Genomic DNA, 21,356 nt, shown 5'->3' on the forward strand with positions numbered 1-21,356 from the left:
GCGCGCCCACGGCAAGGGCTCCATCATGCGGATGGGCAGCGACCTCAGCCAGATGACCATCGAGGCCATCTCCACGGGAGCGCTGAACCTCGACGCGGCGATCGGGATCGGTGGGGTTCCTCGCGGACGCATCAGCGAGATCTACGGTCCGGAATCCAGTGGAAAGACCACTCTGTGCCTGCACGTGATCGCCAACGCGCAGAGGGCCGGCGGCGTGGCCGCCTTCATCGACGCGGAGCATGCGTTGGATGTCCAGTATGCCAAGAAGCTCGGGGTGGACGTCGACAATCTCCTCGTCTCCCAGCCGGATACCGGCGAGCAGGCGCTGGACATCGCCGAGGTGCTGATCCGCAGCAACGCCATCGACGTGATCGTGATCGACTCGGTGGCTGCCCTGGTGCCTCGGGCCGAGATCGAGGGCGAGATGGGGGACACGCATGTCGGGCTGCAGGCTCGGATGATGAGTCAGGCCATGCGCAAGATCACCGGGGCCGTCAACCGGTCGAATACGTCTGTGATGTTCACCAACCAGATCCGCGAGAAGGTCGGCGTCATGTTCGGTAGCCCGGAGACCACCTCCGGAGGCCGCGCGCTCAAGTTCTATGCATCGTTGCGCCTGGACATCCGCCGCATCGGAGCCATCAAGGATGGCCAGGACGTCGTGGGCAACCGCACCCGCGTGAAGGTCGTGAAGAACAAGTGCGCTCCCCCGTTCCGACAGGCGGAGTTCGACATCCTCTACAACGAGGGGGTCTCCCATCTCGGTCTCCTGATCGATCTGGGCGTCGAGGCCAACGTCGTGGACAAGTCCGGGTCATGGCTGTCCTACGGCGACCTGCGACTGGGGCAGGGGAAGGAAAACGCGAAGCAGTTCCTCAAGGACAATCCGGACATCACGGAGGAGATCGACCGGAAGGTCCGCGAAGCGGTGGGGCTGCACCCCATGGCTGCCTCGTACGACGACGAGCCGGTTGCCGCCGGGATGGCGGCCGAAGCCTGAGTCCAGAGAAAGCCTGCGCTACACCTCGGGGCGGGGCCGCGCTGGCGGCCCCGCCCCGCTGGTTTGGAAAGGGCATGGGGCTCGTTATGTTCTCGGGTTCAGGCGGGGGCGGCCGCCGGCCAGCCCCCCATCATCCCATTGCGCGCTGACCGACGTCCACCATGAAGGCCGCTGAAATCCGCTCGCGTTTTCTCGAGTACTTCCGTGCCCGCGGGCACGAAGTCGTGGCCAGTTCGCCCCTGGTACCGGCCGACGACCCCACGTTGTTGTTCACCAACGCGGGCATGGTCCAGTTCAAGGGCGTCTTCCTGGGCCAGGAGCGGGTGCCCTACCGCCGCGCGGTCACGTCGCAGAAGTGCGTGCGGGCCGGAGGCAAGCACAACGATCTGGAGGAAGTGGGGAAGACGGCCCGCCACCACACCTTCTTCGAGATGTTGGGCAACTTCTCGTTCGGAGACTACTTCAAGCGCGACGCGATCGCGTACGCCTGGGAGCTGCTCACCATCGAGTTCGGTCTCGATCCCGAGCGCATGTACGCCACGGTTCACCACAGCGACGACGAGGCGGCCGCCCTGTGGGAGGAGATCGCCGGGCTGCCGCCCGCGCGCATTTTCCGCTTGGGGGACAAAGACAACTTCTGGCAGATGGCCGACACGGGCCCCTGTGGTCCCTGCTCGGAGCTCCTCTACGATCAGCGCCCCGCCGAGGAGCGCTCCGGAGCGCTGGATACGGCCACATTCGAGCGGCTGAGCGAGCGGGGCGACATCATCGAGCTCTGGAATCTCGTCTTCATGCAGTTCGATCGGGACGACACCGGACATCTGGAGCCGTTGCCCGCGCCCTCCATCGATACGGGCGCCGGCCTCGAACGCGTGGCCGCGGTGCTGCAGCGAGCCGACTCCAACTACCACACCGACCTCTTCCGTCCACTTCTGGAGCGAGTGGCCGCCGTCGTGGGTCGCCCCTATGAGCCCAACACTGCGGAGGGGGTCAGCTTCCGCGTGCTCGCCGACCACGCGCGAGCGGTTGCGTTCCTGCTCAGCGATGGCGTGCTCCCTTCCAACGAGGGCCGCGGCTACGTGCTGCGGCGCATCCTCCGGCGCGGCGTTCGCCACGCCTGGTTGCTGGGGCGCCGGGAGCCCACCCTGGTCGAGGTTGTGGAGCAGGTCATCGAGGAGATGAAGACCGCCTACCCGGACCTGGCGGCGCATGCGCCCCAGATCCTGCGCGCGACCCGTGTGGAGGAGGAACGCTTTCTCGCCACCATCGCCGGAGGACTCGACCGCTTCGAGGAGATCGCGCCCGTGGGCGGTGCCGGCGTCATTCCCGGCGACGAGGTCTTCAAGCTCTACGACACGTTCGGGTTCCCGCTGGACCTGACCACCGTCATGGCGGAAGAGCGCGGCTACTCCGTGGACGTTGCGGGTTTCGAGCGGGCTTTGGAGGCGCAGCGCACGCGCAGTCGGGAGGCGCGCGCGCAGGAGGGTGCCACTGGCGGCGAATCGATCGCCGCCGAGTGGGGGAGTGCGGCCGATCTGGATCAACACTGGGTCGGCTACGAGACGCGATCGGCGGACGTCCTGGTGCGCGACGCCCGCGACCTGGGCGAAGGCCGCTTCGCCCTCATCCTGGATCCGAACCCCTTCTACGCGGAGGGCGGCGGACAGGTCTCCGATGTCGGCTCCGTGGAGGGGGATGGCTGGCGTCTGCTCGTTCAGGACGTACAGAAGGTACAGGGCAACATCGCCGTGCTGGGGCCGGTCGACGGGATCTTTCCCGACGCCGAGGTCGGCCGGTTGCACGCATGTGCGGCGGTCGACACCCGGGCCCGCCACGACACGGAGCGCAACCATACGGCCACCCACCTGCTGCATGCGGCCCTCCGGTCCGTGCTCGGCGACCACGTCCGCCAGCGCGGCTCCCTGGTCGCACCGGAACGACTGCGCTTCGACTTCTCGCACGATGCGCCCATGAGCGGCGAGCAGATCCGCAGGGTCGAAGCCCGAGTGCAGGGTTGGATCTGGGACGACCGGCCGGTCCGCTGGCAGGAGGTCGCGTTCGACGAGGCCAAACGGCGGGGCGCGATGGCTCTCTTCGGCGAGAAGTACGGGGACGTCGTGCGCATGGTGGAGGTTCCGCCCGTGAGCCTCGAGCTGTGCGGCGGCACTCACGTGCGCCACACCGGCGAGATCGGACTGTTCAAGATCGTCTCCGAGAGCGGCGTGGCTGCCGGCGTTCGTCGCATCGAGGCGCTGACCGGGCGCGCGGCCCTGGGCCAGGTCCATGAGGAGGAGGAGCGCCTCGAGGAAGCTGCGGCGCTGCTGAAGACCCGCCCTGCGGGACTACTCGCACGCGTTCAGGGCCTGTTGGATGAGAACGCCGAGCTGGAACAGCTGTTGAAGGAGCTGCGCGCCGGCGGGGGAGCGGGAGAGCAGCGGCTGGCCGACGAGGCGCTGTCCTTCGGGGGCGGCCAGGCTCGGGCGGTCGTGATGCGCACGAAGGCGCGCGCGGCGGACGAGGTTCGTGACCTGGGAGACCGCCTCAGAGCGCAGACGTCGCACGTCGCGGTGGTGGGCACCGAGTACACCGACGGAAAGGTGGGGCTCATGGTGTCGGTGAGCGACGATCTCGTACAGCGCGGCGTTCGGGCCGGAGACCTGGTCAGGGAACTGGCGGCCCTCGGGGGAGGCTCGGGGGGCGGGCGCCCTCATCTGGCCCAAGGTGGCGTCGACGGACCAGAGGGGCTGGAGCGTGCCCTCGCGGGTGCAATGGCGGCCGTGCGAGCGCGCCTCCAGAGCGCCGGTGGTGGCGGATGACCTCGTCGTGGGCCGCGGTCGCCGAGGTCCCCTCCCGCCTGGCCGCAGCCCTGGAGGATGCCGGCGTAGGGCCTGACGCCGAGGCCGCCCGTCTGGCGGCGGCCGGCGTGGGTGCGCTGCGGACCGTTGAGTCCCGCTCGGACCGGGCTGCGGCCTACGTGCTGTTGGCGGCCGACGCCTTGCTCACGCGTGCCTGCGAGCGAGCGACCGTGCAGTCCGATCCCGAGCGTGCCCTCGAGCAGGTGCTCGCTCGCTTGGTGGAGGGTCTGTAGTTGGCGGAGGCAGGAGACGGTCGCGTCGACCTCCACAATCACCTCATCCCGGGCGTCGACGACGGTGCCCGCTCGCTCGAGGACTCGCGCGTGGGCATTCGGCGTCTGCGGCAGGCAGGCGTCACCGCCATCATCACCACGCCCCACCTTGCGGGGTCGGTCACGCTCGATCCGGACCGCTTCGAGGATCTGATGGATCGGGTGGACGCGGCCTGGGCGGAACTCTCGCGGATGGCGTCCGACGAGTTCCCGGCCCTGCGTCTCGAGCGAGGCCACGAGGTTGCCTTGGATGACCCCGACACTCGGTTCGACGATCCCCGCGTCCGCCTGGCCGGGACCTCCTACGCGCTGGTCGAGTGGCCCCGCTTCAATCCGCCCCCCGCGGCCGAGCTCGCACTGCAGCGCATCCGCACGCAAGGGATTCGCCCGCTCATCGCCCACGTCGAGCGCTATCAGGGCGCCGAGCGGGATCTGACCCGGGTCGCCCGCTGGAAAGAGGCGGGGGCCTATGTCCAGGTCAGCTACGGTTCGCTCCTGGGGCAGTACGGACCGGTGGCTCGTTCGGTTGCCCAGCGCCTCCTGGAGCGGGGATGGGTGGACGTGCTGGCCACCGACCTACACCCGCTTCCTGGCTCGAACGTGTATCTGGAGGACGCGGAGGAGTTGCTGCACCGCGCGGACGGCGGGGAGGTCTTCCAGACCTTGAGCAGCATCAATCCGGGCTTGATCCTGGAGGACCGGGAGCCGATGCCTGCCACTCCGCTCATCCTGGCTCCTGGCTTCTGGCGACGTTTCAAGGGACTCATACGACGCAGGTGAGGCGATGATCGATCTCTCCGGCAGGACAGCGGTGGTGACGGGCGGCTCTCGAGGCGTGGGGCGCGCGGTCGCGGAGCTCTTCGCCCGCGCGGGTTGCGCCGTGGGGATCGGCTACCGCTCCCGCCATCAAGAGGCCGAAGAGACGGTGGCCGCCCTCCAGAGGCTGGGCGTACATGCCTGGGCCGAGCCCGGGGATCTCGCGCAGGAAGCGGATGCGGACGCCCTTTTCGAGCGGGCCGACCGGGAGTTCGAGGGTCTCGATTTCTTCGTGGGCAACGCGGCGATCTGGCCAACCGCGGATGTACCGATCCAGGACATGACGAGCGAACGCTGGCGTGGCACGCTGGCGATCAACCTCGACTCCATCTTCTACACGACGCGGGCGGCCGCGCGTCGCCTGCGGGATCATGGGCGCATCGTGCTGGTGAGCTCGACGGCGGGGCAGCGCGGGGAGGCCTTCCACGTCGAGTACGCCGCCAGCAAGGGTGCCATCCTCTCCATGGTGAAGGGCCTGTGTGTCGAGCTCGCTCCTCGCGACATCACGGTGAATGCCGTCGCGCCCGGTTGGATCCTCACGGAGATGGTCGACCAAGCCCTGGAGGCCGGTGGCGAGGAACGGATCCGCCACACGATCCCGCTCGGTCGCATCGCGACGGCCGAGGACATCGCCGGCCCGATCGTGTTTCTCTGTTCGCCGCTGGCGCGCCATATCACCGGGGAGGTGCTCAACGTGAACGGTGGCGCCGTGCTGCCCGGCTGAGCGTCGCGGAGCGGATGGAGCGCGCGCCGACCCGGGGGCTCCGGGCACCTCGTCCGGTGCTCGACGTGGTTCGCACGTTGGAGAGCGCCGGCTTCGAGACCTGGGCCGTGGGCGGGGCGATCCGGGATCGCTTGCTCGGGCTTCCAGGTGGGGACTGGGACCTGGCGACGCGCGCCCGCCCGCGGGACGTACAGCGCCTGTTCCGGCGCACGATCCCGGTGGGTGTGGACCACGGGACGGTGGGGGTACTCGCGCCGGGTGGCTCCATGATCGAGGTGACCACGTTCCGCCGTGACGTCGTCCCGCTGGGGCGGCGCGCGCTGGTCGAGTTCGCCGACTCGATCGAGGACGACCTGGGTCGAAGGGACTTCACGCTGAACGCGCTGGCCTGGCATCCGGTCCGGGACGAGGTGCGCGATCCCTTCTCGGGACTCCGCGACCTGGAGCAAGGCGTGCTCCGCGCGGTGGGCGATCCCGACCAGCGCCTGGTCGAGGACCACCTGCGGATTCTGCGCGGTCTGCGCTTCGCCGGGCGCTTTTCTCTACGCATCGAGCCCGCTACCTGGGAAGCCCTGGTCCGACGCCGCGAGCAGACGCGCGACCTCTCGGCCGAGCGCGTGCGGGAGGAGCTGACGAAGGTCGTGGCGCAGGACCGGCGCCCGTCCAGGGCGCTGGGCCTCTACCGGGCCTCCGGAGTCCTGGGCGTCTTGTTCGCCGAGATCGAGTCCGCGTTCAGCGAAGCGGAGCCGGATGCGTGGACCTGGGCGCTCGCGACCAGCGATCGTCTGTCCCTCCGCGATCCCACCGTGCGGTTGGTGCCCCTGCTGCATGCCGTCGCGACCTGGGGTGGCCCGGCATCCGTGGCCGTGTTGCTGCGGCGACTCCGGTTCTCCAACGCTCAGATGGATCGCCTCGTGCACCTGAGTGCTGCCTGGATCCCATTCCCGGCGCCGGAGGCGGACGGGCCGGCCTTGAGGCGCTGGCTGCATCGCGGCGGAGCGGAGTGCCGCGCCCTGATGGGCCTGGAGCTTGCCGCAGCGCGTGCGCGTCAGGACGGCGTGGGCGCGGATGTGTCGCCGGTGGTGCGTGTCTGGCGAGCGCTGCGGGGCGAGGCCCGTCGGCGACCCCCGCTCACCGTGGGAGATCTCGCCATCGACGGACGCGACCTGATCCGCCATGGCCTCAGGCCCGGCCCCGAGTTCGGCGTGCTGCTCGACCGGCTGCTCGCCGAGGTGATCGAAGACCCGAGCGCCAATCGACCCGAGCGCCTCCTCGCTCGCGTGGAGCAGTGGACCACGGGGGACGCGTGAGCCAGGACGACTTGTTCGGCCGCCCGCCGCCACCGGCGTTTCCGGAAGAACCGGAGGTGGGGCCGCAGCCGGACGCACCGTTGGCGGCCCGCATGCGGCCGCGCACGCTGGACGAATTCCGCGGCCAGACTGCGCTGCTGGGCCCGGAAGGGTCGCTGCGCAAGCGCATCGAGGCCGGACGCGTGACCAGCATGATCTTCTGGGGGCCCCCCGGATGTGGGAAGACCACGTTGGCGCGGTTGCTGGCTCGCTACGTCGACGCAGCCTTCGAGCCCATGAGCGCCGTGACTGCCGGCGTGGCGGGCATCCGTGACGCCACCACGCGCGCCCGCGAGCGCCTGGAGCGCATGGGGAAGCGCACGATCCTGTTCTGTGACGAGATCCATCGCTTCAACAAGGGCCAACAGGATGCCTTCCTTCCGCATGTGGAGAGCGGCACCATCACCTTGATCGGGGCCACCACCGAGAACCCTTCCTTCGAGGTGGTGCGGCCGCTGTTGTCACGTGCGCCCGTGGTGGTGCTGGAGCCGCTGACCGTGCCCGACGTGATCGGCATCCTCGACGACGCGCTGTCCGACGCGGAGCGGGGGTTGGGGGGTCGGGGGCTGACGGCCTCGCCCGAGGCGCTGGAGGCGCTTGCCCGAGCGGCGGACGGTGACGCACGCCGCGGCTTGGGTGCGCTGGAGGTGGCCGCCGAGCTGGCGGCCCAGCAGGACGGGCGGCTGGATCTGGCCACGGTCACCGAGGCGCTCCAGCACCGACACGCGGTCTACGACAAGGGCGGTGAGGAGCACTACAATCTCATCTCGGCGCTGCACAAGTCGGTGCGGGGTTCCGACCCGGACGCCGCGCTCTATTGGTTGGCGCGCATGTTGGAGGGTGGCGAGGATCCGCTCTACATCGCTCGCCGACTGGTACGCATCGCCTCCGAGGACGTGGGTCTGGCCACGCCGCAGGCCCTGAGTGTCGCAATCGCGGCCGAGCGTGCCTACCGCTTCCTCGGGTCCCCCGAAGGAGAGCTGGCACTGGCGGAAGCGGCGGTCTTCCTGGCGACGTCGCCCAAGTCCAATGCGGTCTATGCCGCCTTCGGAGAGGCCCGCGCCAAGGCACGCGAGACCGGTGGTCTGCCCGTTCCGTTGCACATCCGCAATGCGCCCACCGACCTGATGACGGAGCTGGGGTACGGAAGGGGCTATCGCTACGATCCCGACGAGCCGGGCGGCGTGGCGCGGCAGAGCTATCTCCCGCCCGAGCTCGACGGCACCCGCTTCTACCATCCGAGCGACCAGGGGATGGAGGCGCGCGTGCGCGAGCGCCTGGAGGCCTGGGGACAGCTCCGCCGCGGCGCCCCTCCGGAACAGCCCTGAGCCGCCCGCAGAGCCTTTCCCCCTCGGCGGGGTACAGGCGGGACGCCGGTCTGCGCGTCGGGGCCGATCGGCGGGCTCCTTTCTTCTCGTTGGAGGTCCCATCCCCACAGCCCTGATCGAGAATCGCACGCCCGTCGAGCGAACCGTGCTGGTGGGCGCGCCCCTGGCGGCCACTCCCCGGCACGTGGTAGACGAGCACCTCGCGGAGCTGGAGCGCCTCACCGACACGGCAGGCGGCGAGGTGGTGGGGACGCTGGTCCAACGAATGGACAGCCCCACGCCCTCCCACTACATCGGCAAGGGCAAGGTCGAGGAGCTGGCTGCGCTCGTGCGGAGCACCGACGCCGACCTCGTGATCTTCGACGAGGAGCTGAGCCCGGTCCAGGGCATGAACCTGGAGCGAGCCCTGCAGGCGCGTGTCATGGATCGCTCCGAGTTGATCCTGGACATCTTCGCAACGCGGGCGCGCAGTCGAGAGGCGAAGATGCAGGTGGAGCTGGCACAACTCGAGTACCTTCTGCCACGTCTTACGCGCATGTGGAGTCACTTGTCCCGCATCCGAGGCGGCATCGGACTCCGTGGGCCCGGCGAGACCCAGCTCGAAGTGGACCGGCGACTGGTGGGCCGGCGCATCGCCGATCTCAAGCAGAAGCTGGAGGTGGTGGCGCGTTCGCGTGAGACCCAGCGCAAGCGCAGGCAGGGCGAGTTCCGGGCCGCGCTGGTGGGCTACACGAACGCCGGGAAGTCCTCGCTCCTGCGTGCCCTGTCGGGGAGCGACGTTTTCGTCGAGGACCGTCTGTTCGCCACGTTGGACCCGGCCACCCGCGCCGTCGATCTTGGGTCCGGCGCCAAGGCCTTGGTCACGGACACGGTCGGGTTCATCCGCAAGCTGCCGCACAACCTCGTCGCGTCCTTCCGTTCCACCCTGGAGGAGGCGCGCGAAGCGGATGTGCTGCTGCTGGTCGTCGATGCGTCCCACCCGGAGTGGGAGGAACAGCTCGCCGTCGTGCGGGAGGTGCTGCACGAGCTGGAGCTCGATCGCCCTCAGGTGCTGGTGTTCAACAAGGTGGATCAGTTGACGCACGCTGAGGAGACGGCGCTCCGCGAGCGCATCCACGCCTTGGAGCCCACGCCCGCGGTCTTCACGTCGGCCTTGGAGGCGGGTGGGCTCGAGTCCCTCAAGAGCGTGCTCCTGGCGCGGTTGCGGGTACGGCAGCCCGAGGTGACGCTGGAGATCCCGGCCGCGGACGGAGGGCTTCTCGCCGAGGTGCACCGCACTGGTGAGGTGCGGTGGCTGGAGTCACGGGGGCCGGTGGTGCGGGTCACTGCTCGCCTGCCGGAGGCGCTGGTCGAACGCTTGCGCAGCACCGGCTACCTGGTCTCGAGCGAGGTACCCGACTGAAGCCGGGGGACGTCTCGGCCGGGAGCACTCCCAGTTCGGGGCGGCACGGGCGCTGCATCACCATTCCAGCGGCCGGTCCCCGGTGATATGATGCGGCGGTCGCGGCCCACCGGGGATGCGAGCGCGGGCGGCCCCAGCGAGCGCGGCTCGCGCGTCCGGTCTCCACAGCAGCAGGGAAAGACCCGTGAGGTTCTACGTCAACATCGACCATGTGGCCACGGTACGGCAGGCCCGCCGCACCGATGAGCCGGATCCCGTGCGGGCTGCCGTCCTCGTCGAGCTGGCGGGCGCCGATGGCATCACCGTGCACCTGCGAGAGGATCGGCGGCACATCCAGGACCGGGACGTCCGTATGCTCATGGAAACGGTCCGCACCTGCGTGAACCTGGAGATGGCGACGTCGGAGCCCATCCTCGACCTGGCCCTGGAGCTCCGCCCGCTGCAGGTGACCCTGGTGCCCGAGAAGCGCGAAGAGGTCACGACCGAAGGGGGTCTGGACCTGGGGAGCATCGCGGCCCAGGAACGGGTCGGACGTGCGGTGGCGAAGCTGAACGCGGCAGGCATCCACACGTCGCTGTTCATCGATCCCACCATCCCCGCGCTGGTCGCCTCCCGGGACCTGGAGGCCAAGGCGGTCGAGCTGCACACCGGTGAGTACGCCAATGCATCCCGTGCGGGTCGCGAGGCTGAACTGGATCGCCTCGTCACCGCCGCGCACGAAGGCCGCGCCATCGGCCTCTCCGTTCACGCTGGACACGGCCTGACGTACGAGAACGTAGTCCCGGTGGCGGCCATCCCGGAGATCGAGGAGCTCAACATCGGGCACAGCATCGTCTCCCGCGCATTGTTCGTAGGCATGGAGCGCGCCGTTCGGGAGATGCGCACGCTCCTCCGTGAGGCACGCGTCTCTTGAAGCTCGATTGGAAGGCGGTCGTCGGCGTCGCCATCAGCGGCGTGTTGCTGTGGTGGCTGTTCCGCGATCAGGACGCTGCCCAGATCTGGGCGCAGATCCGGAGCGCCAACCTGCTGCTGTTTCTCCTGGCCACCGCCATCGCCGTCTCCGCGTACGCGGTGCGGGCCTGGCGCTGGCGGCTGTTGCTACGGCCGGTTTGCCCCGAGACGTCGTTCTATCACCGTTGGGCCACCACCCACATCGGCTTCATGGCCAACAACCTCCTGCCGGCCCGCGTCGGCGAGTTCGTGCGCGCCTACGCGTTGGCGCGCGTGGAGCCGGTGTCCGTCTCCGGGGCGTTCGGTTCGTTGGTGGTGGCGCGCTTCCTGGACGGCATCGCCGTGGTGGCGCTGCTGGTTGTGGCGGTGGCGCTTCCGAGCTTCCCGACCGGCGTCGTCGTGTTCGGCCAGCCCCTGGCCGGCTTCGTACGGGGAGTCGTCATCACGTTGGGCGCGCTCCTGGTGATCATTGCCACGCTGGTGCTGGTCCCTGGTCTGGCGCGTTGGGGGGTACGTCAGGTGGGGCGGGTGCTGCCGGAGAAGGGGGCGCACACGCTGGCCGCCATGACCGACCACTTCCTGAACGGGCTGTCGGTGCTCCGGGACGTGCGGCTGTTCGCGGGTGCGCTGGCGCTCAGCCTGCTGCACTGGTCCTGGTACGGGATCTCGTTTCTGCTGGGCCTGCGTGCTTTCCACATCGACGTCGGGTATGGCGCGGCGCTCTTCACGCAGTCCATGGTGGCGTTCGGTGCGGCAGTGCCGTCGGCCCCCGGCTTCTTCGGCACCTGGCATGCGGCCGCCAAGGTGGCGTTGGTGGACGCCTACGGGGTTCCAGAAGCCCAGGCCCTGGCCTTCGCCACCGGGTATCATCTGGCGGGTTTCCTGCCCATCACCGCGCTGGGCCTCTACTACGCCTGGCGACTCGGCATCCACGTGACCCAGGTGGAGGCGCCCGCCGAAGCACCGCAGCCTGAGCCGGCCGTGTGACGCGGAAGGGAAGGCTCGCCGCTCCGGCGAAGCTCAACCCGGTCCTACGGGTGCTCGCGCGGGAAACCAGCGGATACCATCAGATCGAGACGCTGCTGGTCGCAGTCGACCTCTGTGACCAGGTCGAGGTGAGCGAAGTGGATGGCGATGAAGTCCGACTGGTGGTCGAGGGCGACGTTGGAGGTGCGCTGGGCGGCGAGAACCTGGTCACCCGCGCGGCCCAGGGGTTCCGGGGGCGCTGCCGCGAGGAGGTCGGGGGACTGGAGATCCGCCTGTCGAAGCGCATCCCGGTGGCTGCGGGTCTGGGAGGCGGATCGTCGGACGCGGCGGCCACGCTGCGGGTGCTGGCGGCACTCTATCCAGACGCCCTGCGCGCCACCGAGCTGCGGAGGTTGGCGGCCGAGCTGGGTTCCGACGTGCCGTTCTTCCTGAGCGCCTCGCCCTGGGCCTGGGCCTGGGGCCGCGGCACGCGCTCGCTCAGCCTGGAGCCACCACCCCCCAACCCGGTGGTGATCGCCGTTCCCGTGCGGGGCGTCTCGACCGTAGAGGCCTATGGGCTGCTGGGGTCGCTGTCGGAGCATCGCTCGGCGGAGCCCGCGGCCCTCACGCTCCAGGACCTGGAGCGCTGGGAGGCGCTGGCCCGGAACCGGGAGAACGACTTCGAGGCCGCGCTCTACCCGTCTCGCCCGGATCTCGCTGCCCTGGGCCGAGCCTTCGAGCAGAGCGGGGCCCTGCTCTCGGGCATGACGGGGAGCGGCGCTGCGCACTTCGGGGTGTTCGAGACGGGCGCGGCCGCGGACGCGGCGGCCCGAGCGCTGGCGGCGCTGGACCCCACGGTGCGCGTGCTGCGGGCGGAGAGCCTGACGGAGTGGCCCCGGCCCTCGCTCGCGGACTGAGCGCGCGGTTGAGCCGCACGCCGGGCTTCCGTTACGATTCCGGCTCTTCGGTGCTGGCCCGTCGTCTAATGGCAGGACACCGGTCTTTGGAACCGGTAGTGGTGGTTCGAATCCACCCGGGCCAATCTCCGCCTCCCCGGCTCTCTTGACGGAACCCTCCGACCCGCGGGATTGTGGCCACTCGCGCGGTCACGGGTAGGCACCCGAGCGGGTGACGGCAGCTCCCGGACCCAGGCCTTTCGACACCGCGGGGCACCCATGATCACACGCACCACCTTCTGCCTGGCTCTCGGGTTGGCGCTCGTATTCGCCCTGACAGGACCCGACGTGGCCCTGGCCCAGCGCCCTGTCACCGGAGGAAGGTCCGCGCCACCCGACGTGGTGCGCCCCGCCGATCAGCGGGTGCCGGCCCCCTTCTCCTACGACATGGTCCGGCCGGTCGCGATGCCGGACAACGTGTGGATGTCGGAGCTGACCATCCTGGAGATGCGCGACCTGGTGCGTGAATACGGCTATACCACGGCGCTCATCCTGAACGGCACCATGGAGTCCAACGGCCCCTACCTGACGACCGGCAAGCACAACCACGTGCTCAAGGTCACCGGAGACCGGATCGCGCGCACGTTGGGGAAGACGCTGGTGGCGCCCATCGTGATGCTGGACGAGGGGAATCCGGAGGAGACCGACATCCCGGGCCGGCTGGTGCTCTCGCCCGAGACCCTGAAGGCCATGCTCAAGGACATGGCCACCAGCCTCAAGGCGCAGGGCTTCAAGGAGATCTTCTTCCTGGGCGACAGCGGCAGCAACCAGCGCATGCTGCAAAGCGTGGCTGAGGAGCTCGCCCAGGCGTGGACGGGCCAGGACGTGTTGGTGGCGCACATCCGCGAGTACTACAACTACGGCGACGTGCTGCGCTACCAGAACGAGGTGCTGGGGAAGGTGGAGCTGAACAAGGACCTGGACGGCTACCACGACGACTACTACATCACCTCCCTGATCATGAACGACAGCCCGGCGCACGTCCGCTTGCCCCAGCGCCAGAAGGTCGGGCTGGACCACATCAACAGTCTCTACATCGACGAGCCCGAGGCGCTGGCCATCGGAAGAAAGCTCGCCCAGTTCCGCGCCGATGTGACCGCCCGTGCCATCGAGCGGGTGCGCGCGGAACAGATGCGGTAGACGCCGAGCCCCGCCGGCGTATGTTGCGACATGGGATTCCGGCCGGCCGACGCATCCACTCCGGGTAGGGGCCTGCTCCGTCCCCTGTGCTCGGGCCTGCTCTTCGGGGCTTTGATCCTGTGCGGTCTCCCCGGCGCTTCCGGCCAGGCGCTCCCGCCCGACTCCGCCGAGCTCCATTCCCGAGCCCGGAACGCCCAGTCACGCTTCGAGCGCTTGCGTGTGCGCCGGCTCCCGCGGGAGATGGTGGGCAGTGGCGGCTGTGACGAGGTCATCGGTCGCATCTGCATGAGCCATGACGGGGACGACGACCGGGACCCCCCTCCGGAGGAGCCCGAGATCACCGAGGCCCGCGACGCCTTCCTAAGGGAGCTGTCCGGGATCGCTGCCCGCATTCCCCGAGACGATTGGGTCGTCGGGCAACGCGTCTGGTACGCGCTGGAGGCCGGGCGGGCGGACGAGGCGCTGCGAGTCGCGAGGGACTGTGCCGGGGAGCCCTGGTGGTGTGCCGCGCTACGGGGTCTGGCGGCGCACGGTGCCGAGCGCTTCGAGGTGGCGGAGCGAGCGTTCGACGAGGCGTTGGCGACGATGCCCGCCGAGCGGCGTGAGGAGTGGTCGGAGGCGATCGAGCCGGTGCTCGGGCGCGAGCGGCTGCGCTGGCTCGAGGATCAACCGGACCGCGCTCAGGCTCTGGAGCGGTTCTGGCTGCTGGCCGACCCCTCCTGGCTGATTCCGGGCAACGACCGCCGGAGCGCCCACTACGCCCGCCTCACCGCGGCGCGCATCCGCGAGCGGGCCAAGAACCCGTATGGCCTTTCCTGGGGCTTCGACCTGGAAGAGCTACTTGTGCGTTACGGCTGGGAGGTGTCCTGGGGGCGGGACGTCTGGCGCGCGGGGCGCATGGGGGAGGAGCGGGTGGTGGGCCACCATCCGCCCAAGAGCCGGGAATACGCGCCCCCCGTGGCCGTCCTGGAGCGGCCGCTCGAGACGGGCCCCGACGACTGGGCGCTGGAGCGGGAACGGCCTCACACCGCCTACGCACCGGTCTATGCGCGGGGCATCGAGCCGATGGTGGCCCAGTTCGCGGCGTTCCGTCGCGAAGACGGCGTCCTCCTGGTGGCCGCGCCGGACTCCGTCGACCTGCCCGGGGACCGTGGATTGGTGGCCGTCGGCCTCGATTCGCGCCGCTGGGTGGGCGGTCCCCGCTCGGGCGCCGTCTTCAGCGAGCGCCTTCCCTGGGGCGATTGGATGCTGAGCGCCGAGTGGATCGACCGGGAGAGCGGGCGGGCGCGGCGCACGCGCTATGGGGCCCGCTTCGAACCCGTCCCGGCCGACGTGGCCGCGTTGTCCGATCTCCTGTTGGTGGACGGGGGCGACCGCCTGCCTGCCACCTTGGGCGACGCCATTCGCAGGGCCCATGCGGGGCGCATCGTCCACTCGGGCGAGCGGCTCGCCCTGGCCTGGGAGCTCTACCGGCTCGGTGGAGGGGGGCAGGAGGTCGGGTACCGGGTGCTGCTCGAGCCGCTCGAGCGGGGGCTGTTCCGGAGGGCGGGGGAGTGGGCGGGCCTGCTCGATCCGGAGCGCCCGGTGGTCCTGGCCTGGTCCGAGGTGGACGACCCTTCTCCCGAACCCCGCTTCCGCGCGGTGGACCTGGTGTTGCCCGACCTGGAGGAAGGCGCCTATCGGCTGACCCTGGAGGTGAGTTTCCCGGGACGATCGGTACTGACAGCCGCCCAGGAGCTGCGGGTCCTCGGAGAGGCGGCCCTGGCGCACGCCCCCGGCACCTGAGGCAGTTGGCGAACGCCCAGAGTTGACGCCATTTGGGGCCTTCTCTACCATAGTGGGCTGTTGACTCGGAGCCTGGAACCCGGCCAGCCCACGGATGGACGACACCTTTCAGAGGGGCCCCCTTCTTCTGCTTTCGGGGCGGGCCAACCTCCCCCTCGCGGAGGAGATCGGAGCGCTGCTCGGCACGTCTCCGCTGGGGGCGACCATCCGGAATTTCTCCGACGGCGAGATCTTCGTCCGGATCGACCGGAACGCCCGCGGGCGTGACGTCTTCATCGTCCAGCCCACGGTCCCGCCCGCAGAGAACCTGATGGAGCTGCTGCTCCTGATCGACGCGGCCAAACGCGCCTCCGCAGCGCGCATCACGGCGGTGCTGCCCTACTACGGCTACGGGCGCCAGGATCGCAAGGACCAGCCGCGCGTCGCGATCGGCGCCAAGCTGGTGGCCAACCTCATCACGGCCGCGGGCGCGGATCGCGTGCTGGGCATCGACTTCCACCAGCATCAGATCCAGGGCTTCTTCGATCTCCCGGTGGACCACCTCTACGCCGCTCCGGTGCTGGTCAGCTACTTCCTCGAGAAGAAGCTCGACAACGTGGTCGTCGTGGCCCCGGACGTGGGCTCAGCCAAGATGGCGCGCGGATTCGCCAAGCGGCTGGACGCGGGACTGGCGATCGTCGACAAGCGCCGCCCGGCGCCCAACGTCTCCGAGGTGCTCAACATCGTCGGAGACGTGGACGGGTGCTCCTGCATCCTGGCCGACGACATGATCGATACGGGAGGCACCATTGCCTCGGCGGTCCACGCCTTGAAGGAACGGGGCGCGGCCCGTGTCTTTGCGTGCGCCACGCACGCGCTGCTGTCCGGAAGCGCACGGGACAAGCTGTCCGCGGCTCCGCTCGAGGAGTTGGTCGTCACCAATACGATCCATCTCCCCGAGGAGCGGCGCTTCTCTTCGTTGAAGGTCCTTTCGGTCGCAACGCTGCTCGCTCAAGCGATCGAGTACATCCACAAGAACGAGTCGGTGAGCCAGCTTTTCGGCTCCACCGACATGAAACCTGCGTAGAGGACGACATGTCTCAGGCTACACAGTTGAAGGCCCAGCGGCGCGATGAGGGCGGCAAGGGTGTCGCGCGGAAGCTCCGCGCGGAAGGGCGGGTTCCGGCCGTGATCTACGGCGCCGATCAGGAGCCCGCGTCCCTCAGCATCGATGCGCACGAGGCACGGCAGCTCTTCGAGAGGATCTCCGTCGAGAACACGATCGTCTCGCTCGAGATCGAAGGGGAGAAGGAGGCCGTCGACACGCTGGTGCGCGAGGTCCAGGTGCATCCCTTCAAGTCGTCCTTGGTGCACGTGGACTTCTACCGCATCCAGCGTGGCGTCGCCGTGCACGTGCAGGTGCCGCTGCACTTCGAGGGCACGCCCGTGGGCGTGCGCCTGAGCGGCGGAATGCTGGAGCAGCACGTGCACGACCTGGACGTGCGCTGCATTCCCTCTGCGATCCCCGATCACCTGGTGGTCGACGTCTCGAAGCTGGACATCGGGGACGCCCTGCACGTCTCGGACGTGACGGCTCCCGCCGGCGTGGAGATCCAGACCGAAGCGGACCGCACCCTCTGCATCGTGGTGCTGCCCAAGGGGGCGGAGTCTGCCGCCGCCGAGGGTGAGGGCGCCGCCGAGCCTGAGGTCACCGGCGCGAAGCCCAAGGAGTCGTAGGCGATCGGGCGGGGCAGGCGGGTCGTGCTGGGTCTCGGCAACCCCGGGCCCGAGTACGACGACACCCGACACAACGTCGGGTGGTGGGCCCTGGATCGGATGGCGGTCGACTGGGACCTGGGTCCGTTCGAGCGCGTGGGGAAGTGTCTGGTCGCCGAGGGCCGGGTGGCGCGTCATCCGGTCCGCCTGGTGAAGCCCCAGACCTACATGAATCGCAGTGGGCAGGTGTTGGGTGAGGTCCTCGGATCGATCGACCCGCACACGCACCTGATGGTGGTCGTCGACGACGTGTATCTCGACGCCGGACGTTTGCGACTGCGGGGGCGGGGCGGGGCCGGGGGACACAAGGGACTGGAGTCCATCGAGGGTGCCCTGGGGACGAACGCCTACGCGCGACTGCGCATCGGTGTAGGCCCGAAGCCGGCCAGTGGCGGCCTCTCCGACTGGGTGCTCGCTCCTCTGGAGCCCGAGGACGAAGCGAAGGTGATCGATCGCTTGCCGGACGTGGTCGAAGGCGTCCGATTGTGGATGGACCGCGGCCTCGACGCCGCCATGAACCGTATCAACGCGTGAGATGCAAGGCGCCCCGCCGGGGCCGTGAACCCGAGAGAAAAGGAACGAGAACCCGAGCATGAGCGACATCGTGAGCATGACGGGGTGGGCCTGGGCGGTGGGCGTGGTCGGCCTGCTGGTAGCCCTGGTCATCTACAACTACGTGAAGCGTCAGTCGCCCGGCACCGAAGGGATGATCGAGCTGTCGGATCAGATCCACGACGGGGCCATGGCGTTCCTCGGGCGCGAGTACCGCGTGCTGGCGGTCTTTGTCATCGTGGTGGCGGGCCTGCTCTTCGCCGCGATCGGACGGGAGACCGCGTTGGCGTACGTGGCGGGAGCGCTGTGCTCCATCTTCGCCGGGTTCTTCGGCATGAAGGCCGCAACCCGCGCCAACGTGCGGACTTCGGCGGCGGCCAAGGAGGGAGGTACCGGCAAGGCGCTGCGGATCGCCTTCTTCGGCGGTGCCGTCATGGGGCTCTCCGTCGCGGCCCTGGGCCTGCTCGGAATCGGCGGCTTCTACTTCGCCTACGTCTCCCGCGGTGGAGACGGCATGCTGGCGCACTTCGCCGAGGTGATCTCCGGCTTCGCCATGGGCGCGAGCTCCATCGCGCTCTTCGCTCGCGTGGGCGGCGGGATCTACACCAAGGCGGCCGACGTCGGCGCCGATCTGGTAGGGAAGGTCGAAGCGGGCATTCCTGAAGACGACCCGCGCAATCCGGCGACCATCGCCGACAACGTCGGCGACAACGTCGGTGACGTGGCCGGGATGGGTGCAGACATCTTCGAGTCCTACGTCGGCTCGGTGGTCGCCACCGTCGCCATCGGAGCGACAGCGGCCGCGGCGGGTAGTGGAGCCGGCGCCGTCGCGCTGCCCATCCTGACGATCATGGTGGGGCTGTTCTGCTCCCTGCTGGGGATCGGGGCCATGCGGCTGCTGGAGCGCTCCAGCCCCGCGGCGGCCCTGCGCAACGCGCCCATGTTGGCGGCGGCGCTCTTCCTGGTCCTCATGTTCTTCATCATCCGGGCGATGGATGTACGGATCGTCGGCGTCCTCACCGGCACGACCTTCTCTGCCATCGGACCGTTCTGGGCGTTGCTCTCAGGAACCATTGTCGGGATCCTGATCGGCCTCGTCACCGAGTACTACACCGCGGCGGGTCCGATCCGGAAGATCGCGGACGCCAGCGAGACGGGCGCCGCCACCAACATCATCACCGGCCTCGCCGTGGGCATGGAGTCGACGGCGATCCCGTTGCTGTTGATCTGTGTCGCGATCTTCATCGCCTTCTCGACCGCTGGACTGTATGGCATCGGGATCGCCGCCGTGGGCATGCTGGCCACGGTGGGCGTGACCATGTCGGTCGACGCCTATGGCCCCATTGCCGACAACGCCGGTGGCATCAGCGAGATGAGCCAGCTGGGCCCGGAGACGCGTGCGATCACGGATTCGCTCGATGCCATCGGAAACACGACGGCGGCCATCGGCAAGGGATTCGCCATCGGCTCGGCGGCACTGACGGCACTGGCCCTGTTCAGTGCCTACGCGACCAGCGTGGGTTTGACGGAGTCCGGCATTTCCGTCGTCAACCCGATGGTGGTCATCGGACTCTTCATCGGTGGCATGCTGCCGTTCCTGGTCGCGGCCATGACCATGACGGCCGTGGGCCGCTCGGCAGCCGCCATGGTGGAGGAGGTCCGCCGCCAGTTCCGCGAGATCAAGGGCTTGATGGAGGGCACCGCCAAGCCGGATTCGGCACGCTGCGTGGACATCTCCACCCAGGCTGCGTTGCGCGAGATGATCCTGCCCGGGATCACCGCCGTGGCCGCGCCGGTGCTGGTGGGCGCGTTCATCGGTGTGGAGGCGCTGGGCGGCCTCCTGGCCGGAGCGACCGTGACGGGCGTGCTGATGGCCCTGTTCATGGCCAACGCCGGTGGCGCCTGGGACAACGCCAAGAAGTACATCGAAGGCGGTGCCCATGGCGGCAAGGGCTCGGCTGCGCACAAGTCGGCCGTCGTCGGCGACACCGTCGGGGACCCCTTCAAGGACACGTCCGGCCCCTCGCTGAACATCCTGATCAAGCTCATGAGCGTGGTGTCCCTGGTGCTGGCGCCCTGGCTCGTGCGCTTGCATGCCGACGGGGACGGGATGTCGTGGTTGATGGAGGCGGTGCGCTCCTTCCTCGCCTGACCCTTGTCGAACCCCACGGGCGGCCGGAACCCATAGCGGGGGCCGGCCGCCCGCTTCTTTTCCCTCCGGAGTGACCCATGCGTGAGCCTACCTTCGAGAACGCGATCGCCTTCGCACAGGACCTCATTCGCATCCCCTCTCTGCCCGGGCAGGAAGGTGGCGTCGCTGAGCGCCTCCGCGAGGAGATGCTGGCGTTGGGTTTCGAGGACGTGCGCACCGACGAGGTCGGCAACGTGATCGGTGTGGCGCGGGGGCGCGGGGAGGCGCCCCCCGTCATGTTGTCCTGTCACCTCGACATCGTGGCGCCCGGGGACCCGGCGCAGTGGGAGCATCCGCCCTACGCCGCGGAGATCACGGGCGGCTGCCTGCACGGCCGTGGCGCCATGGACATCAAGGGGCCGCTTGCCCTCCAGACCTACGCCGCTGCCGCCCTGGCGGGGTCGGCTCCCGGCGACGTCATCGTTGCGCACACGGTGCTCGAGGAGCGCGGGGGATGGGGCATGGAGCACCTGATGAAGAGCGGCACCGTGGCCCCAGCCGCCGTCATCATCGGGGAATCCACGCACGGAGACATCGCCATCGGTCACCGGGGGCGGGGCGAGCTCGAGGTGGTCATCCATGGCCTGGCTGGTCACGCGTCCGCGCCCGCTCGAGCGAGGAACGCGCTCGACCTGCTACCGGCCGTGCTGGCGGGAGTGGCTGCTCTCAAGGAGGACCCTCGGACTGATCCGGTCCTGGGCCGGGCCAGCGCGGTCGCTACGGGGGTGGAAGTTCGGCCGGAAAGCCGCAACGTGATCCCGGACGAGGTGGTGGTGGTGGTGGACTGGCGCGTGCTTCCAGGGTCCACCTCAGAGGCGTTGGTGGAGATGCTGGAGGGCGCCATCGCCAAGCACCTCGGCAGCGTGCCCGCCGGATATCGGATCGAGGTGCGCAACGCCGTGGAGCGTCAGGTCACCTGGACGGGCATCGAGCGGGACCGCCAGTTGTTCACCCCGGGCTTTCTGGTGGCTCCGGATCACCCGGTGGTGCTCGCGGCGGCCGCGGCAGCGGGAGTGCGGGGTGGGAGGGGTCCCGCCACCGTGCGTCCCTGGACGTTCGCCACCGATGGGGGCTGGACCTGCGGAGTGCATGGCATCCCCAGCTTCGGGTTCGCCCCGGGCGAGGAGCGTCATGCCCACACCAACACAGAGCGGTTGGACCTGGAGGAGGCGGGGTGGGCGTTCGCGCGGTACGGCGAGATCGTTCCCGCCGTGCAGGCAGCCGCTACGACCTGAGGCGGGAGGGGCGCGGGGAAGGGGGGTCATCCCCCCGACTCGCTGCGTACACAGGGCAGCGGTCTTCTCTTTCGCGTAT

18 protein-coding genes and 1 tRNA gene are annotated in these 21,356 nt (G+C 69.4%); all 19 read left to right on the plus strand.

The window, feature by feature from the left end:
• Positions 1 to 1,000: recombinase RecA (gene recA / locus R3E10_00005; GenBank protein ID MEZ4414115.1), on the plus strand; the 1,000-nt coding region annotated here is incomplete at its 5' end.
• Positions 1,001 to 1,161: 161 nt separating this feature from the next.
• A complete protein-coding gene (gene alaS / locus R3E10_00010; GenBank protein MEZ4414116.1) occupies positions 1,162 to 3,816 on the plus strand; it encodes an alanine--tRNA ligase in 2,655 nt (884 codons plus the stop codon).
• Positions 3,813 to 4,088 carry a hypothetical protein gene (locus tag R3E10_00015; protein ID MEZ4414117.1) on the plus strand — a complete coding sequence of 92 codons (276 nt, stop codon included), beginning with the start codon at positions 3,813 to 3,815 and terminating at the stop codon, positions 4,086 to 4,088. Before alaS ends, R3E10_00015 begins: the two co-directional genes overlap by 4 nt.
• Positions 4,089 to 4,907 carry a CpsB/CapC family capsule biosynthesis tyrosine phosphatase gene (locus R3E10_00020; protein MEZ4414118.1) on the plus strand — a complete coding sequence of 273 codons (819 nt, stop codon included), beginning with the start codon at positions 4,089 to 4,091 and terminating at the stop codon, positions 4,905 to 4,907.
• A 4-nt stretch (positions 4,908 to 4,911) separates the two neighbouring features.
• Complete coding sequence (locus tag R3E10_00025; GenBank protein ID MEZ4414119.1) at positions 4,912 to 5,667, plus strand: SDR family NAD(P)-dependent oxidoreductase; 756 nt, start codon at positions 4,912 to 4,914, stop codon at positions 5,665 to 5,667.
• 14 nt (positions 5,668 to 5,681) lie between these two features.
• On the plus strand, positions 5,682 to 6,977 hold the full coding sequence (locus R3E10_00030) for a tRNA cytidylyltransferase (GenBank protein ID MEZ4414120.1): 1,296 nt from the start codon (positions 5,682 to 5,684) through the stop codon (positions 6,975 to 6,977).
• Entirely contained in the window at positions 6,974 to 8,344 is a 1,371-nt protein-coding gene (locus R3E10_00035; protein ID MEZ4414121.1) for a replication-associated recombination protein A, read from the plus strand. The genes R3E10_00030 and R3E10_00035 overlap by 4 nt, the downstream gene beginning before the upstream one ends.
• A gap of 145 nt (positions 8,345 to 8,489) precedes the next feature.
• On the plus strand, positions 8,490 to 9,746 hold the full coding sequence (gene hflX / locus R3E10_00040; protein MEZ4414122.1) for a GTPase HflX: 1,257 nt from the start codon (positions 8,490 to 8,492) through the stop codon (positions 9,744 to 9,746).
• Positions 9,747 to 9,930: 184 nt separating this feature from the next.
• On the plus strand, positions 9,931 to 10,659 hold the full coding sequence (locus tag R3E10_00045) for a pyridoxine 5'-phosphate synthase (GenBank protein MEZ4414123.1): 729 nt from the start codon (positions 9,931 to 9,933) through the stop codon (positions 10,657 to 10,659).
• A complete protein-coding gene (locus tag R3E10_00050; GenBank protein MEZ4414124.1) occupies positions 10,656 to 11,684 on the plus strand; it encodes a lysylphosphatidylglycerol synthase transmembrane domain-containing protein in 1,029 nt (342 codons plus the stop codon). Before R3E10_00045 ends, R3E10_00050 begins: the two co-directional genes overlap by 4 nt.
• Positions 11,681 to 12,580, plus strand: a complete 900-nt coding sequence (ispE, locus tag R3E10_00055) for a 4-(cytidine 5'-diphospho)-2-C-methyl-D-erythritol kinase (GenBank protein MEZ4414125.1) — start codon at positions 11,681 to 11,683, stop codon at positions 12,578 to 12,580. The genes R3E10_00050 and ispE overlap by 4 nt, the downstream gene beginning before the upstream one ends.
• Positions 12,581 to 12,634: 54 nt before the next feature.
• A tRNA-Gln gene (locus tag R3E10_00060) sits at positions 12,635 to 12,705 on the plus strand.
• A gap of 133 nt (positions 12,706 to 12,838) precedes the next feature.
• Positions 12,839 to 13,759, plus strand: coding sequence for a creatininase family protein (locus R3E10_00065; protein MEZ4414126.1), 921 nt, complete (start codon positions 12,839 to 12,841; stop codon positions 13,757 to 13,759).
• Between the two features lie 30 nt (positions 13,760 to 13,789).
• Positions 13,790 to 15,544, plus strand: a complete 1,755-nt coding sequence (locus R3E10_00070) for a hypothetical protein (protein ID MEZ4414127.1) — start codon at positions 13,790 to 13,792, stop codon at positions 15,542 to 15,544.
• A 94-nt stretch (positions 15,545 to 15,638) separates the two neighbouring features.
• Positions 15,639 to 16,610 (plus strand): ribose-phosphate pyrophosphokinase, encoded by a 972-nt coding sequence (locus R3E10_00075; protein ID MEZ4414128.1) that lies wholly within the window; start codon positions 15,639 to 15,641, stop codon positions 16,608 to 16,610.
• Between the two features lie 8 nt (positions 16,611 to 16,618).
• Entirely contained in the window at positions 16,619 to 17,260 is a 642-nt protein-coding gene (locus tag R3E10_00080; GenBank protein ID MEZ4414129.1) for a 50S ribosomal protein L25/general stress protein Ctc, read from the plus strand.
• A 24-nt stretch (positions 17,261 to 17,284) separates the two neighbouring features.
• Positions 17,285 to 17,833 (plus strand): aminoacyl-tRNA hydrolase, encoded by a 549-nt coding sequence (pth, locus tag R3E10_00085; GenBank protein ID MEZ4414130.1) that lies wholly within the window; start codon positions 17,285 to 17,287, stop codon positions 17,831 to 17,833.
• A gap of 58 nt (positions 17,834 to 17,891) precedes the next feature.
• On the plus strand, positions 17,892 to 20,003 hold the full coding sequence (locus R3E10_00090) for a sodium-translocating pyrophosphatase (protein ID MEZ4414131.1): 2,112 nt from the start codon (positions 17,892 to 17,894) through the stop codon (positions 20,001 to 20,003).
• 77 nt (positions 20,004 to 20,080) lie between these two features.
• Positions 20,081 to 21,277 (plus strand): M20/M25/M40 family metallo-hydrolase, encoded by a 1,197-nt coding sequence (locus tag R3E10_00095; protein MEZ4414132.1) that lies wholly within the window; start codon positions 20,081 to 20,083, stop codon positions 21,275 to 21,277.
• Positions 21,278 to 21,356 lie beyond the last annotated feature (79 nt).

This window comes from Gemmatimonadota bacterium (assembly GCA_041390105.1).
Classification (GTDB): Bacteria; Gemmatimonadota; Gemmatimonadetes; order Longimicrobiales; family Gaopeijiaceae; genus JAGQIF01.